Annotated in this window: 16 protein-coding genes and 3 tRNA genes; 12 read left to right on the top strand and 7 right to left on the bottom strand. The window is 71.4% G+C overall.

Annotated elements, in window-relative coordinates:
- Window positions 1-85: 85 nt before the first annotated feature.
- From AB0I91_RS02960 to htpX, 4 genes are read left to right on the top strand one after another with little or no spacing between them, the layout of a single operon-like run.
- A complete protein-coding gene (locus tag AB0I91_RS02960; protein WP_499634950.1) occupies window positions 86-505 on the top strand; it encodes an NADH-quinone oxidoreductase subunit B in 420 nt (139 codons plus the stop codon).
- Window positions 502-1,077 carry an NADH-quinone oxidoreductase subunit C gene (locus AB0I91_RS02955; RefSeq protein ID WP_499634947.1) on the top strand — a complete coding sequence of 192 codons (576 nt, stop codon included), beginning with the start codon at window positions 502-504 and terminating at the stop codon, window positions 1,075-1,077. Before AB0I91_RS02960 ends, AB0I91_RS02955 begins: the two co-directional genes overlap by 4 nt.
- Complete coding sequence (locus AB0I91_RS02950) at window positions 1,070-1,546, top strand: 4Fe-4S binding protein (RefSeq protein WP_498776459.1); 477 nt, start codon at window positions 1,070-1,072, stop codon at window positions 1,544-1,546. The genes AB0I91_RS02955 and AB0I91_RS02950 overlap by 8 nt, the downstream gene beginning before the upstream one ends.
- A 20-nt stretch (window positions 1,547-1,566) precedes the next feature.
- Window positions 1,567-2,430 (top strand): zinc metalloprotease HtpX, encoded by an 864-nt coding sequence (gene htpX / locus AB0I91_RS02945; protein WP_498776461.1) that lies wholly within the window; start codon window positions 1,567-1,569, stop codon window positions 2,428-2,430.
- A 9-nt stretch (window positions 2,431-2,439) separates the two neighbouring features.
- Here the strand turns inward: htpX and rfbA are convergent, their stop codons facing one another.
- Window positions 2,440-3,312, bottom strand: coding sequence for a glucose-1-phosphate thymidylyltransferase RfbA (gene rfbA / locus AB0I91_RS02940; RefSeq protein ID WP_498776463.1), 873 nt, complete (start codon window positions 3,310-3,312; stop codon window positions 2,440-2,442).
- Window positions 3,309-3,800, bottom strand: coding sequence for a YajQ family cyclic di-GMP-binding protein (locus AB0I91_RS02935; protein WP_498776465.1), 492 nt, complete (start codon window positions 3,798-3,800; stop codon window positions 3,309-3,311). The genes rfbA and AB0I91_RS02935 overlap by 4 nt, the downstream gene beginning before the upstream one ends.
- A gap of 122 nt (window positions 3,801-3,922) precedes the next feature.
- On the opposite strand from AB0I91_RS02935, the gene AB0I91_RS02930 reads away from it, so the two are divergent.
- Window positions 3,923-4,003: transfer RNA gene (locus AB0I91_RS02930), tRNA-Tyr, on the top strand.
- Between the two features lie 356 nt (window positions 4,004-4,359).
- On the opposite strand, the gene AB0I91_RS02925 is transcribed toward AB0I91_RS02930, so the two are convergent.
- Window positions 4,360-4,602 carry a hypothetical protein gene (locus tag AB0I91_RS02925; RefSeq protein ID WP_230566453.1) on the bottom strand — a complete coding sequence of 81 codons (243 nt, stop codon included), beginning with the start codon at window positions 4,600-4,602 and terminating at the stop codon, window positions 4,360-4,362.
- A 193-nt stretch (window positions 4,603-4,795) separates the two neighbouring features.
- Window positions 4,796-5,587 carry a GNAT family N-acetyltransferase gene (locus AB0I91_RS02920; RefSeq protein WP_499634943.1) on the bottom strand — a complete coding sequence of 264 codons (792 nt, stop codon included), beginning with the start codon at window positions 5,585-5,587 and terminating at the stop codon, window positions 4,796-4,798.
- 38 nt (window positions 5,588-5,625) lie between these two features.
- On the opposite strand from AB0I91_RS02920, the gene AB0I91_RS02915 reads away from it, so the two are divergent.
- From AB0I91_RS02915 to AB0I91_RS02885, 7 genes are all read left to right on the top strand, one after another.
- Window positions 5,626-6,393, top strand: coding sequence for a PhzF family phenazine biosynthesis protein (locus tag AB0I91_RS02915; protein ID WP_499634941.1), 768 nt, complete (start codon window positions 5,626-5,628; stop codon window positions 6,391-6,393).
- A gap of 175 nt (window positions 6,394-6,568) precedes the next feature.
- A complete protein-coding gene (locus AB0I91_RS02910) occupies window positions 6,569-9,172 on the top strand; it encodes a putative bifunctional diguanylate cyclase/phosphodiesterase (protein ID WP_498776493.1) in 2,604 nt (867 codons plus the stop codon).
- Window positions 9,173-9,238: 66 nt separating this feature from the next.
- Window positions 9,239-9,314, top strand: a tRNA-Thr gene (locus AB0I91_RS02905).
- Between the two features lie 42 nt (window positions 9,315-9,356).
- Window positions 9,357-9,429 (top strand) — tRNA-Met (locus tag AB0I91_RS02900).
- Window positions 9,430-9,513: 84 nt separating this feature from the next.
- Entirely contained in the window at window positions 9,514-9,678 is a 165-nt protein-coding gene (gene rpmG / locus AB0I91_RS02895) for a 50S ribosomal protein L33 (RefSeq protein WP_015105301.1), read from the top strand.
- Between the two features lie 73 nt (window positions 9,679-9,751).
- The gene (locus AB0I91_RS02890) at window positions 9,752-10,201 is read left to right on the top strand and encodes an FAS1-like dehydratase domain-containing protein (protein ID WP_498776495.1); all 450 of its coding nucleotides are present in this window, start codon (window positions 9,752-9,754) and stop codon (window positions 10,199-10,201) included.
- A complete protein-coding gene (locus tag AB0I91_RS02885; protein WP_498776497.1) occupies window positions 10,198-10,620 on the top strand; it encodes a MaoC family dehydratase in 423 nt (140 codons plus the stop codon). The genes AB0I91_RS02890 and AB0I91_RS02885 overlap by 4 nt, the downstream gene beginning before the upstream one ends.
- On the opposite strand, the gene AB0I91_RS02880 is transcribed toward AB0I91_RS02885, so the two are convergent.
- The 3 genes from AB0I91_RS02880 to AB0I91_RS02870 form a co-directional block, all read right to left on the bottom strand.
- A complete protein-coding gene (locus AB0I91_RS02880; RefSeq protein ID WP_498776499.1) occupies window positions 10,617-11,009 on the bottom strand; it encodes a hypothetical protein in 393 nt (130 codons plus the stop codon). The genes AB0I91_RS02885 and AB0I91_RS02880 overlap by 4 nt on opposite strands.
- A gap of 96 nt (window positions 11,010-11,105) precedes the next feature.
- Window positions 11,106-11,699, bottom strand: a complete 594-nt coding sequence (locus AB0I91_RS02875; protein ID WP_498776501.1) for an MmpS family transport accessory protein — start codon at window positions 11,697-11,699, stop codon at window positions 11,106-11,108.
- A 124-nt stretch (window positions 11,700-11,823) separates the two neighbouring features.
- Window positions 11,824-13,065, bottom strand: a complete 1,242-nt coding sequence (locus AB0I91_RS02870) for a pyridoxal phosphate-dependent aminotransferase (RefSeq protein ID WP_498776503.1) — start codon at window positions 13,063-13,065, stop codon at window positions 11,824-11,826.
- Window positions 13,066-13,185 lie beyond the last annotated feature (120 nt).

The following is a 13,185-nucleotide window of genomic DNA, read 5'->3' as shown; positions in this document are numbered from 1 at the left end:
GGGGCTCCCCCGGGGCGGGGGGGGGGGGGGGGGGGGCGCGCCCGGGCAGCAGCCCGGCGGGCCCCCACGTATTAACCTCACCCGCGTGACGGTTTCCACCTTGGACTGGGGCACGACGTACCGGGTCACCGTGCTCGACCTCGGCCTGGCCTGCTGCGGCGTCGAGGTCATGGCGGCGCTGGAGGGCTACCGCCCGGAGCAGCTCGAAGCGCTGGGGGTCGATCCGGTGCACGCGGCGGGCGAGGCGCACGTGCTCGTCGTCTCCGGCACGGTCACCGACGCCATGTTGCCCGCGGTGATCGCGACCTACCAGGAGATGCCGGAACCGCGTTACGTGATCTCCGTCGGCGCGTGCAGCAACACCGGCGGGCCGTACTGGGACTCCTACAGCGTCACCAAGGGCATCGACCAGGCGCTGCCGGTGCACGTCGCCGTGCCGGGCTGCCCGCCACGTCCCGAGGCCCTGCTCGACGGCCTCGCCGCGCTGCACCGGATGGTGTCGTGAGCGCCGCCTCGCAGGCCCTGGCCTCCCTCATCCCCGACGCCCAGGTCAAGACGGCGTTCGGCCAGACCACCGCGCACGTGCCGCTGCACGCGTGGTCCGAAGCCGCCCGCCACGCGCGCGAGGAGTTGGGCTGCGCGCAGTTCGACTGGCTCGGCGTCGAGGACGCGGGCCGTCCCGGCGCCGCGGGACAGCGGCACGCCGTGCTGCTGCACGTGCTCGACCCCGACACCAAGGACGGCGTGCTGCTGCGCACCGAACTCGGCCCGGACGACGTGCTGCCGAGCGTGGCCGCCCAGTGGGCGGGCGCGGCGTGGCACGAGCGCGAGGCCGCGGAGATGTTCGGCATCGCCCTCGCCGACGGCGAACCGGCGCACCTGCTGCTCCCGGACGGCTTCAGCGGCCACCCGCTGCGCAAGGACTTCGTGCTGGCCTCCCGCGTGGTGCGCCCGTGGCCGGGCCGGCTCGAACCGGGCGAGGACGGCACGTCGTCGCCCAGCCGCAGGCGGGCCGCGCCACCCGGCGTGCCCGACCCGTCCTGGGGCCCGCGCTACGAGGAGGACACCCGTGGCTGAGCTGCCACCACGCACCCGAGGCGTCATCGCGCTGCTGGAGGCCAACTGCACGGTGTGCATGATCTGCGCCCGCGAGTGCCCCGACTGGTGCATCCACATCGACTCGCACACCGAGGTCGAGCAGCAGCCCGGTTCGGCCCGGCCCCGTGCGCGCAACGTGCTCGACCGGTTCGCCATCGACTACGGCCAGTGCCTGTACTGCGGCATCTGCGTGGAGGCGTGCCCGTTCGACGCCCTGCACTGGGCGCCGGACTTCTCCTACCCCGGCACGGGCGGCCTCGACGGCGAGGGCGCGGTGGCCGAGCTCGTCCACGAACGCGACGTGCTCGCCACGTGGGTCACGCACGTGCCGCCGCCACCGCCGCTGGACGAGGGCGCCGAGCCGGCTCCCGAGACCACCGCCACACGCCCGGCACGCCCCGGTACCGGAACCCCGCGCCGACCGGGCGCGTTGAGGGAGGGGACGTAGGAGCAGGCCGGAGGCGAAGCGTGCACAAGCACTTCAACGCGTTGAAGACCGCGTTGCTGCTCGCTGCCATGAGCGGGCTGATCGTGGCGATCAGCTCGCTGTTCGGCCGCACGGCCCTCGTCGTCGGCCTGCTGCTGGCGCTGGCCGTGAACGCCTACGCCTACTTCAACTCGGACAAGCTCGCGCTGCGCGCCATGCGCGCCAGGCCGGTGTCCGAGGTGGAGCAGCCCGCGATGTACCGGATCGTCCGCGAGCTGGCCATGGCCGCGCGCCGGCCGATGCCGCGCCTCTACGTCAGCCCCACCATCGCGCCGAACGCCTTCGCGACCGGCCGCAACCCGCGCAACGCCGCCGTCTGCTGCACCACCGGCATCCTCGACCTGCTCGACGAACGCGAGCTGCGCGCCGTGCTGGGGCACGAGCTGTCGCACGTCTACAACCGCGACATCCTCATCTCGTGCGTCGCGGGCGCGCTGGCCGGCGCGGTCAGCACGCTGGCGAACCTGGCGATCTTCGCGAGCGTCTTCGGCGGCGAGGGCGACGACGACCGGCCCAACCCGTTCGCGATCCTGCTCATCGCCGTGCTCGGCCCGATCGCGGCGCTCATCGTGCGGATGGCCGTGAGCCGGTCCCGGGAGTACCAGGCCGACGAGTCCGGCGCGGAGCTGACCGGCGACCCGCTGGCGCTGGCGTCGGCGCTGCGGAAGATCGACGTCGGCACGCGTGCCGCGCCGCTGGCGCCGGAGCCCGCCGTGGTCGCGCAGTCGCACCTGATGATCGCGAGCCCGTTCCGGGCGGGGGAGAACCGGGTCAGGCTGTTCTCCACCCACCCGCCGATCGAGGACCGCGTGCGCCGGCTCGAGGAGCTGGCCCGCCGGCACTAGCGGCCGGTGCTAGCGGGCTTCCAGTGCGACGTTCATCACGTACTGGCCGTAGCCGGACTTCGCCAGCTTCTCGCCGAGCACGTAGCACTCCTCCGAGGTGATGTACCCCATCCGGAGCGCGATCTCCTCCAGGCACGCGATGCGCACGCCCTGCCGGTGCTCCAGCACCTGCACGAACTGGCCCGCCTCCAGCATCGAGTCGTGCGTGCCGGTGTCCAGCCACGCGAAACCGCGGCCCAGGTCGACCAGCTTGGCGCGGCCTTCCCGCAGGTAGGCGAGGTTGACGTCGGTGATCTCCAGCTCGCCGCGCGGCGACGGTTCGAGCGACCTGGCGATGTCCACGACCTGGTTGTCGTAGAAGTACAGGCCGGTGATGGCCTTGTTCGACTTCGGCAGCGGCGGCTTCTCCTCGATGCTGATCAGCCTGCCGTCCGCGTCGACCTCGCCGACCCCGTACCGCTCCGGGTCCTTCACCGGGTAGCCGAACAGCACGCAGCCGTCCAGCTCGGCGGCGTTGTGCTGCAGGAGCTTGGAGAAGCCCTGGCCGTAGAAGATGTTGTCGCCGAGCACCAGCGACACGTCGTCGTCGCCGATGAAGGTCGCGCCGATGACGAACGCCTCGGCCAGCCCGTTCGGGTGAGGCTGCACCGCGTAGGAGATGCTCAGGCCGAACTGCGAGCCGTCACCGAGGAGCCGCCGGAACAGTGGCAGGTCCATCGGGGTCGAGATGAGCAGCACCTCGCGCACGCCCGCCAGCATCAGCACCGAGAGCGGGTAGTACACCATCGGCTTGTCGTAGACGGGCAGCAGCTGCTTCGACACCGCCTGGGTGATCGGGTGCAGCCGCGTGCCGCTGCCGCCGGCGAGGATGATGCCCTTCATCGGTAGTTGGTGAACTGGAGGGCGATGCCGAAGTCGGAGCTCTTGAGCAGGGCGATCACGTCTTGCAGGTGGTCCTTCTTCTTGCCCGTGACGCGCAGCTGGTCGCCCTGGATCTGCGCCTGCACGCCCTTGGGGCCCTCGTCGCGGACCTTCTTCGCGATCTCCTTGGCCTTCTCGCTCGAGATGCCCTGGACCAGGTTGCCGGTCACCTTGAACACCTTGCCCGACAGGGCCGGGTCGCCGATCTCGAAGGCCTTCATCGAGATGCCGCGCTTGACCAGCTTCTCCTGGAAGACGTCGATCGCGGCCCGGCAGCGCTCCTCGGTCTCGGACTGGAAGGCGATCGCCTCCTCGCCCGCCCAGGACACCTGAGTCCCCGTGCCGCGGAAGTCGAACCGGGTGCTCAGCTCCTTGGCGGCCTGGTTGAGCGCGTTGTCGACTTCCTGGCGGTCGACCTTGCTCACCACGTCGAACGACGGGTCTGCCACGTGCTCGGTACCTCCGCGTAGGTGGGTCTGGAACCGCCCGGAAGCCTACCGGGGAACCCGGTTGCGCATGCCCCCACGGGCTTATGTATTGTCTGCACCGCACCCGGCACCACCGGGCGCGGGGCGGGTTGCCCGAGCGGCCAATGGGAGCGGACTGTAAATCCGTCGCGAAAGCTACAGAGGTTCGAATCCTCTACCCGCCACGCAAAACAGGAACCCCTGCTCGCAGAAAGCGCGAGCAGGGGTTTTGCGTTGTGCCCTCTGGGGGTGCAACCCCCAGACCCCGCCCGGCGGGCGCTGCCCCCGGACCCCCGTTCGTAGGTGGTCGCGTGGGCAGGTGACGGCCGGTTCGTAGGTGGTCGCGTGGGCAGGTGACGGCCGGTTCGTGGGTGGTGGGGGCACGATCGGGTGGGATCGTCGGTGGGGTCTTGGCGATCGGCCCGGAGTTGGGTCCTGGTGGCTGGTGTGGACGTAGGTGAGGCCGACGCGCAAGCGCTTCCTCTCGCTTGCGTGCCGGCCTCGACTGCAGCATAACCCATATCGAACGCTTGTTCGAGGGTTACGCGATGGCGGCTCGGCCCGCCTCGGTCAGCTCGGCGTCCGTGCGCTCGTCCAGACCCACCGCCCGCCGGGCCCGCAGCAGCCCCGCGTGGACCAGGTCGTGCGTGACCATCTGGTCGCAGCACGGCAACCCGTCCACGTACAGGTCAGGCTCGCGTCCCCCCGACAGCTCAGCCCGACCAGCGGCAACGGCGCGGAGCATGGATTTCGCCCGGCCGGACAACTCCCTCGCAACGTTCATGGCGGCCCCCTCGCCCGTCCTTCCCGTACCTGCTTCCTCGTCATGTAAGAGGTCTGGACCTGCGCTTCGAGTACCCCGCCCGGACAAGTTCACTCGGGTGGACGAGGGTTGCACCCACTGTCCCCTCCTGCGCCGTTCGGACGACGGCGCCACGCCGGGCGGCTGCTCCGTTCAGTCCACCGGGCGAGCAGGGCTAACGGGCGGGCCGGCGTTGCCAGGTCGTCCACAGCGGCCGGTAGCCGTGGGAGTACCAGAACGGTGCGGACAGGGGGTTGGGCAGGGCGTGGTGCAGCAGCGTCACGCCGACGCCCGCCTCGTCCAGCAACCCGTGCGCGTGGTCGGCCAGCGCCGCGCCGATGCCGCCGCCACGCGCGTCCCGCCGCACGCCGAGCAACCCGAGGTAGGCCACCGGCCGCACGGACGTCCGCGGGGCGATCCACTCCGCGTGCCCGGGCAGGTCGTAGTAGACGAACCCGACGACCTCCCCGTCGCGCTCCGCCAACCACCCGCACGGCTCCGGCCGCTCCAGCAGCGACGCGATGTGCTCGCGCAGCCGCTCGGCGCTGGACGGCCGGGCGGTGACCATGCCGAACAGGCTGTCGAACCGGAGCGTCTCCACGTTCAGCTCCACGGCCGCGTCGAGGTTCTCCTGCGTCAACGGCACGATCCGCGCCGTCGAACGGCGGTCGAAGCCACGGCCGGGCAGTCGGGCGGCGGTCACCAGCAACGGCGCGTAACCGTGCCGCGCCAGCACGTCCGCGGCCTCGACCGCACGACTGGGCACGGTCACCAGCGCGGCCGTGTCGTGATCGCCGCCTCCGCTCAGCGGCCACCGCCGCAGCAGGTCGTCCAAATCCGCGCCGGGGTGCCAGTGCAACGAGTGCGTGCGCAGCGCGCCCCAGGAGGCGTTCAGGGCGTCCTCGGACAGCTCTGAGAAGGAGTACGGGTCGTCGACAAGAGTGATGTCGGGCAGTAACGGGTCCACGTCTGCCAGCTAACCCGTTCGCGACGTAGATTGCCGCCGTGGAGCTGTACGTGGTCGACGCGTTCACCGACCGCGCGTTCGCGGGCAACCCGGCGGGCGTGGTGCTGCTGGACGGCCCGGCGGACGAGCGGTGGATGCAGGCCGTCGCCGCCGAGATGAAGCACGCCGAGACGGCGTTCGTGCGGATCGACCACGAGGACCCGGTGCCGCTGCGCTGGTTCACGCCCGTCGCCGAGGTGGACCTGTGCGGTCACGCCACCCTGGCCGCCGCGCACGTGCTCGGCGGCAGCCGCAGGTTCGACACCCGCAGCGGCGTGCTCACCTGCGCGGCCGAGGACGGCTGGGTGGAGATGGACTTCCCGGCCGACCCGGCGGAGCCGATCGAGATGACCACGCCGCTGCGCGCGGGCCTGCCGGGCGTCACGGTGAGGGCCGTCGCTCAGGCCGTGTCCGACGTCCTGGTGGAAGCCGCCTCCGCCGACGAGGTCCGCGAGCTCCGCCCGGACTTCGCCGCGCTGGCCGAGGTGCCCGGGCGCGGTGTGATCGTGACCGCACCGGGCGACCGGCCGGGGCTCGACGTGGTGAGCCGGTGCTTCTACCCCTCCTACGGAGTCCCGGAGGATTCCGTAACCGGTTCCGCGCACTGCACGCTCGCCTCGTGGTGGGCGCCGCGGCTCGGTCGGGCGAACCTGCTGGCCGAGCAGGCGTCGGCCCGCGGTGGGCTGGTCCGGACCACTCTGGACCAAGATCGCGTACGGCTCGCCGGACAGGCCGTGACGGTGATCCAGGGCCGACTGATCGTGTGATCCGATCTGTTACTTCTGGTGGCGTTGCGCTACACGACCTGCCATTTCGTCCCCCGACCGGGGTACATTGGCAGCCTTGGAGGGGTCCTGGTCGGTGTTCGGGGCCCCTCAGTCACGCCCGGAGCCCGTAGGCCGCGACCCGGCCCACCGCGACGACGGCCGACGAGGAGGCTGGATGTCCGACCACGCGTCGGCCACGGCGCCCAGCGCGCCGCCCCGGTCCACGAACCGCGCGTTCAGCGTGTTCGCGGTCCTGCTCCTCGTCGCGGGCGCGCTGTCCGCGTTCCTGGTGGGCAGCTGGCTGCCGGACACCGACCCCGACGTCGACCTGTGGTGGACCGGCCCGCTGCTGGTGATCGGGTTCCTGCTCGCCGAGCAGCTGGCCATCAACGTCGACGTGCGCAGCGGAGTGGCCTGGACCATCTCGTTCACCGAGATCCCGCTCGTGCTCGGCCTGCTGGTCGCGCCGTTCGAGATCGTGCTCGCCGCGCACGTGGTCGCGGGCGTGGGCACGCTGCTCGGCCGCCGCGTGCTCGACCGCGCCGTCTACAACGCGGGCCTGATGTTCATGGAGATCTCGGTCGCCTTCGCGGTCGCCGAGCTCGTGAAGCGGTTCCTCGGTGCGGAAGGCCCGTTCTGGGCGGGCGCGTTCATCGGCACGATCGCGGTGCCGCTGCTGGCCAGCGTGCTCGGCCTGACCGCGTTGCGGATGATGGGCAAGGGCATGCGGGTCGCGCCGAGCCTGCGCCTGGTGCTCCAGACCCTCGTGGTGGCCCTGCTGAACACCTCCGCGGGCCTGGCCGGCTACGAGATCGCCGACAAGGCGCCGTGGGGCGGCCTGCTGATCGGCCTCGTCTTCCTCGGCATCACCGCCATCTACCTGGCCTACTCCGGCCTGCTGCGCGAGCAGCGCGACCTGGAGGCGCTCAGCGAGGTGTCGCTGCGGGTGGCCCGCTCGGGCCGCCACGTCACCGGACCGCGCGGCGCGAACCAGGAGGAGGACGACGGCAGCGACGAGGACGACGACTGGCAGCTCATCGCCGAGCGCATCCGCGAGCAGCTGAACGCCAACCGCGTCGTGCTGCGGCTGCGCACCGACCCGCAGGCCCCGATGCGCACGCTGGTCTCGGGCGAGCCGCTGCCGCCGGGCATGCGCCGCGACGACCCGCGCGTGCTGCGCGAGGACGCCATGCTCCAGCTGCCCGGCGCGCAGGTGCGGTACTTCCGCATCGTGGACGCCGGCGAAGAGGTCTCCGAGGCCCTGGTCCGCCGCGACGCGCAGGAAGCGCTGGTCGTGCCGCTGCGCGGGGCGACCCAGCTGCTCGGCGCGGTCGAGGTGCACGACCGGCTCAGCCGGTGGCGCGGCTTCGGCAAGGCCGACATCCAGCTCCTGCGCACGCTGGCGAGCCACCTGTCCACCGCCGTGGACAACCGCCGCCTGCTCGCCCGGCTGCGCCACGACGCCTACCACGACCCGCTGACCGGCCTGCTCAACCGGCCCGGCTTCCGCGAGGCCGCCAGCGAGCCCATGCGCGAGGCGAACACGGCCGTGGTGGTGCGCATCGACCTCGACGTGCTGTCCACCGTCTCCGACGCGCTGGGGCAGGCGTGGGGCAACCGGATGGTCGTCGCCGCCGGCCGCCGGCTGCGCGACGAGCTTGGTCCGGAGGTGCCGCTGGCCAGGCTGGAGGGCGGCGCGTTCGCCGCGCTGCTGCTGGACCGGCAGGCCGAGCAGATCCAGGAGATCGCCGAACGGCTCCGCGCCGCGCTCTCGGTGCCGTACCCGGTCGACCGGCTCACCGTCGAGGCGGGCGCGGTCGTCGGCTGGGCCACCACCGCGGACTGCGAGGTCGACGAGCCGGACCCCGACGCGCTGCTGCAACGCGCCGACGTGGCGGTCCGGGCGACCAGCGACAACGAGCCGCTGCGCCAGTACGCGCCGAGCATGGGCCAGATCTTCCTGCGCCGCTTCCAGCTGGTGACGCAGTTCCGGTCCGCGCTGGAGAACGGCCAGATCTCCGTGCACTACCAGCCGAAGGTCGCGCTGCCGAGCCGCCAGGTGGTCGGCGCGGAGGCGCTGGTGCGGTGGAAGCACCCCGAGTTCGGCCGCGTCGACCCGGACGAGTTCGTGCCGGCCGTCGAGGCGACCGGCCTGGTGGACGTGCTCACCGACTTCGTCATGGACACGGCGTTGGCGCGGGTGCGGCTCTGGATCGACCGCGGGCTGCGGATGTCCATCGCGGTGAACCTGTCCGTGCGGACGCTGGCCGACGAGGAGTTCCCGGACCGGGTGGCGGCGGCGCTGAAGCGCCACGAGGTGCCGCCGGAGCTGCTCACGTTCGAGCTGACCGAGTCCGGCGTGATGGCCGACCCCGAACGCGCCCTGCCCGTGCTGCGGCGGCTGCACCAGATGGGCGTCGTGCTGGCCGTGGACGACTTCGGCACGGGCTACTCGTCGCTGGCGTACCTGAGGCAGCTGCCGGTGGACGAGGTGAAGATCGACAAGAGCTTCGTCCTCGGCATGGGCACCGACCTCGGTGACATGGCGGTGGTCCGGTCGATCGTGGAGCTCGGCCACTCGCTGGGGCTCACGGTGGTCGCCGAGGGCGTCGAGGACGACGCCGCGCGCGACCAGCTCGTCGGCATGGGCTGCGACGTGGCGCAGGGCTACCTGATCTCCCGGCCGCTGTCCGAGGACCGCTTCGAGGCCTGGTTGCGGGCGCGGACGGTCCAGGTCAGGGGTGCCCGGGATGAGACGGTGCTCACCCTGGTCCACTAGGAGGACCCCCCGATTTCCTTTCCACGGCACGCCTGTTGTAGAGTTCTCATGGCTCCGCAAGAGCAAGCCCCTTTAGCTCAGTCGGCAGAGCGTCTCCATGGTAAGGAGAAGGTCTACGGTTCGATTCCGTAAAGGGGCTCCACAACTGGCCGCGGTGCACGAGCATCGCGGCCGTGTTGTGTAAAGCGGTGTAGCTCAGTTGGTAGAGCAAGCGGCTCATAATCGCTGTGTCGCCGGTTCAAGTCCGGCCACCGCTACTCAGCTAGATCCCCGCCAGGCGGTAAGCCCGCACTGGTCGCCCGGTCGGGTCGGGGCACACGAGCTCTAGGAAGGCAAGGACCGTGGCTGCAACCGACGTACGCCCCAAGATCACCCTCGCGTGCGAGGAGTGCAAGCACCGGAACTACATCACCAGGAAGAACCGGCGCAACGACCCGGACCGCCTGGAGATCAAGAAGTTCTGCCCGAACTGCAAGACCCACCGCGCTCACAAGGAAACCCGCTGAGCCGGTAGCCAGGCGCACGACGAGGCCCGTCCCGGGATCCGGGGCGGGCCTCGTCGCGTATAACCTGCTGCGCGTGCCTCTCGACCAGTCCTTCGTCGGACGTTCCTACCCGCCGTCGCCGCCCTACGAGGTCGGCCGCGAGAAGATCCGCGAGTTCGCCGAGGCGGTCGGCGAGACGAGCCCGCTGCACCGCGACCCCGAAGCCGCCCGCGCGGCCGGGTACCGCGACGTCATCGCGCCGCCCACGTTCGCGATCATCGTGTCGATGAAGGCGAACGACGTGCTGGTCGAGGACCCCGACCTGGGCCTGGACTACAGCCGCGTGGTGCACGGCGACCAGGCGTTCGTCCACCACCGCCCGATCGTCGCCGGCGACCGCCTCACCACCGTGCTGCACGTGGACGGCATCACGTCGCGGATGGGCAACGACATGCTGGCGATCCGGGCCGAGGTCGGCACCGAGGACGGCGAGCCCGTCACGACCGGTCGCTGCACGCTCGTGGTGCGGGGGGAGGACGCGTGATCCGCGCATCGGAGGTCTCCGTCGGCGACGAGCTGCCGCCGCTGTCGCTGCGCATCACCCGCGCCGACCTGGTCCGGTACGCGGGCGCGTCCGGCGACTTCAACCCGATCCACTGGAACGAGCGGTTCGCCCGCGAGGTCGGCCTGCCCGGCGTCATCGCGCACGGGATGCTCACCATGGGCATGGCCGTCCGGATCGTCACCGAGTGGGTCGGCGACCCCGGCGCCGTCGTCCAGTACGGCGTGCGGTTCGGCAGGCCCGTCCCGGTGCCCGACGACGACAAGGGCGCGTTGGTGGAGGTCACCGCGAAGGTGACCAAGGTCCTCGACGACGGGACGGTCAAGGTCAACGTGACGGCCTCGTTCGAGGGCAAGTCCGTGCTCGGCGGCGCGTCGGCCATCGTCCGGCTCGGCGCCTAGAACCCGCACAGCGCGCTGGTGTGCGGGCCCTTGGCGGTCGCCGAACGCCGCTCCACCTCGGCCACCCGCACCTCGCACGCCACGTCACCGCCGTCGGGCCCGATCGTGACGGTCAGCACGCCGTGGTCGGGCTCGCCGGTGGCGAGCAGCTCCAGCCGCCAGGGCAGCGCGGTCAGCTCCTCCTGGCGCGTCTCGCCGCCGCGGAAGGTCGAGTAGGTGACGGTGGCCCGTTCGGCCGTGCCGCTGACCTGGTAGACGACCAGGACGGGCGGTTCCGGCGCCGTGGTCCACAGCACGAGCGCGATCGCGCCCACCACGAGCGCCACCGAGGCCGTGACCACGAGCCACTTGCGGCGGCGTTCACGCTCGGGTGGGTCGGGTTCCGCCATGGTGGTTGCGCTCCTCGGGTGAAGATCAGTTCGACTGAATGGACCATCGGCCTAGTTCTACCGACGGTTACAGCGATCACCCAAAGGGGTTACCCGTCAGAAGTCCGAACACGTCGCGACCGCGTTCGGGCCGGACGCGGTCGCGGTCTTCCGCGCCTCGCCGTCCACGGTCACCTCGCACGTGACCGTGCCGCCGTCGGCGCCGGTCGTCACGTCGAGCGTCCCGCCGTGGAGCGTCCCCATGACCGTGAACTCCTTGGTCCACGGCAGCGCGGCGACCTCCTCCTCGGCGGTGGTGGCCGAGCCGCCGTCGCCGAAGGTGGAGTAGCTGACCGTGGCCCCCGGCGCGTCGCCGGTCACCTCGTAGCGGAGCACCGAACCCCGGTCGGCCTGCGCCTGGAGGTCGTCGAGCGCGTTCTCGGCGTCGGACGAGGCCCGGCCGAACACCGCCACCCACGCGACGCAGACGACGAGGCCCGCTGCGGACAGCGCGACGCCGGCGATCGCGAGCCCCTTGTTGTCGGCCTGCCCGCGGGAGATCCGGACCAGGCCGAACAGCCCGAGGGCGAGCCCCGCGACGACCAGCGGCCACGCGACGAGGCCGACCACCGGGATGAAGCTGAGCACCAAACCCAGGAGCCCGAGCACGAACCCGGCGGTGCCCGGGCCGTTCCGCCTCGGGTCGGACATGGCGCCTCCACTCCGTCAGGGTGGTACACATCACAGTTACCCGCCGTGACGCGAATGAGTCTCAATACGACGAAAGGCACCCCCATTGGAGGTGCCTTTCGTGACGGAGCGTCGAAACTGTGTGCTACTCGACCTCGGCCAGCAGCTCGGCCATCCGCGTCACACCGGTCTTCAGGTCGTCGTCGCCGAGCGCGTACGACAGCCGCAGGTAGCCGGGCGTGCCGAACGCCTCACCGGGCACCACGGCCACCTCGGCGTGCTCCAGGATCAGCGCCGCGAGCCGGACCGTGTCGGTGATCTCGGCGCCGCGCAGCGTCTTGCCGATCAACGCCTTCACCGACGGGTACACGTAGAACGCGCCCTTCGGGGTCGGGCACTGGACGCCGGGGATCGCGGACAGCAGGTCGACGATGGTGCGCCGACGGCGGTCGAACGCCTCGCGCATCTCGTGCGCCGCGTCCAGCGGCCCGGACACGGCCTCCAGCGCGGCCCGCTGCGACACGTTCGCCACGTTCGAGGTCAGGTGGGACTGGAGGTTCGCGGCGGCCTTGACCACGTCGGTCGGGCCGATCAGCCAGCCGACCCGCCAGCCCGTCATCGCGTAGGTCTTCGCCACGCCGTTGAGCACGATCGTGCGGTCGGCCATCGCGGGCACGGCCACCGGCAGCGACACCGACTCGGCGCCGTCGTAGACCAGGTGCTCGTAGATCTCGTCGGTGATCACCCACAGCCCGTGCTCCAGCGCCCACTCGCCGATCGCGGTGATCTGCTCGCGGGTGTAGACCGAGCCGGTCGGGTTGGACGGCGAGCACAGCAGCAGCACCTTGGTCTTCGGGGTGCGCGCGGCCTCCAGCTGCTCCACCGTGACCAGGTAGTCGGTCGACTCGTCGGCCGTGACCTGCACCGGGACGCCGCCCGCCAGCGTGATCGCCTCGGGGTAGGTGGTCCAGTACGGCGCGGGCAGCAGCACCTCGTCGCCCGGGTCGACGATCGTGGCGAACGCCTGGTAGACGGCCTGCTTGCCGCCGTTGGTGATCAGCACCTGGGCGGCGGTGACCTCGTAGCCCGAGTCGCGCTTGGTCTTCGCGGCTACGGCTTCCCGCAGTTCGGGCAGGCCGGCGGCGGGCGTGTAGCGGTGGTTCTTCGGGTCCGCGCACGCGGCCTGAGCTGCGGCTACGATGGCATCAGGGGTCGGGAAGTCCGGCTCGCCCGCACCGAAGCCGATCACCGGTCGGCCCGCGGCCTTGAGCGCCTTCGCCTTCGCGTCGACCGCGAGGGTGGCGGACTCGGCGATGCCGCCGATCCGCTGCGAGATCCGCTGGTGCTCGGAGGTGGTGGTCCCGGTGGTCGTCTCAGGCGTGCCCATGCCGCCAATCGTGGCAGATCGCACAACCGGGTAAGCGCCCGGCACCCCCTCTGACCGGGCCAGTTGGAAGGAGGGGCACTTGGTGCCGTATGCTTCCGGTCTTGGAACGTCCAGTCGCTG

Source organism: Actinosynnema sp. NPDC049800 (assembly GCF_040656635.1).
Lineage (GTDB): Bacteria > Actinomycetota > Actinomycetes > Mycobacteriales > Pseudonocardiaceae > Actinosynnema.
Note: the sequence above shows the minus strand (reverse complement) of the source record. Positions and strands in the feature narration are given on the sequence as shown.

Bases quoted from the DNA above. Each gene is read 5' to 3' on its own strand.
- AB0I91_RS02925 (WP_230566453.1), bottom strand. From the start codon at position 4,602: ATGAACGTTGCGAGGGAGTTGTCCGGCCGGGCGAAATCCATGCTCCGC.
- AB0I91_RS02875 (WP_498776501.1), bottom strand. From the start codon at position 11,699: ATGTCCGACCCGAGGCGGAACGGCCCGGGCACCGCCGGGTTCGTGCTC.
- AB0I91_RS02910 (WP_498776493.1), top strand. From the start codon at position 6,569: ATGTCCGACCACGCGTCGGCCACGGCGCCCAGCGCGCCGCCCCGGTCC.
- rfbA (WP_498776463.1), bottom strand. From the start codon at position 3,312: ATGAAGGGCATCATCCTCGCCGGCGGCAGCGGCACGCGGCTGCACCCG.
- AB0I91_RS02880 (WP_498776499.1), bottom strand. From the start codon at position 11,009: ATGGCGGAACCCGACCCACCCGAGCGTGAACGCCGCCGCAAGTGGCTC.
- AB0I91_RS02870 (WP_498776503.1), bottom strand. From the start codon at position 13,065: ATGGGCACGCCTGAGACGACCACCGGGACCACCACCTCCGAGCACCAG.